We start from the raw sequence: 563 nt of genomic DNA on the forward strand, positions 1-563 counted from the left end.
CTCGACGGGTTATAGGTTGGTACATGAGTGATCGAATGACAAAAGAACTCGTCATCACTGCCCTTAAACGGGCAATCGGTCGGCAAGCACCATCTGAAGACCTTATTCACCACTCGGATCGAGGAAGCCAATATGCATCCCATGATTATCAAAATATCCTACGAGGATATCGTATAACTACGAGCATGAGTCGGAAAGGCAACTGTTATGACAATGCCTGCATCGAATCGTTCCATAGCATCATTAAACGTGAATTGATCTATCTCGAGACCTACAAGACTAGACAACAGGCGAAAGATAGCATCGTTGAGTACATTGAATGTTTTTATAATAAAAATCGGATTCATTCAACAAATGACTATTTGTCACCAATTGATAAAGAAAAGGCCTATTATCAATGTCTATCAGTAGATGTAGAGGGGAAGCCCCTTGACCATGTCGTAAGTGAATAGAGTGAAACTCTGTTCGCTTATGACATGGCCAACAAGCAAAGCGCGTTAGCTTGATTATACAAATAGCTATGACTCTCAATTTAATGTGTCCAATTTCTTGACATAGTATCA

The 563-nt window shown here is 40.3% G+C and carries 1 protein-coding gene; it reads left to right on the forward strand.

The window, feature by feature from the left end; all coding sequences use genetic code 11:
* On the forward strand, positions 1–452 hold a 452-nt coding region (locus ACFQ38_RS11290; protein ID WP_381480935.1), incomplete at its 5' end, for an IS3 family transposase.
* Between the last annotated feature and the right edge of the window lie 111 nt (positions 453–563).

This window comes from Sporosarcina contaminans, assembly GCF_042679045.1.
GTDB lineage: Bacteria > Bacillota > Bacilli > Bacillales_A > Planococcaceae > Sporosarcina > Sporosarcina contaminans.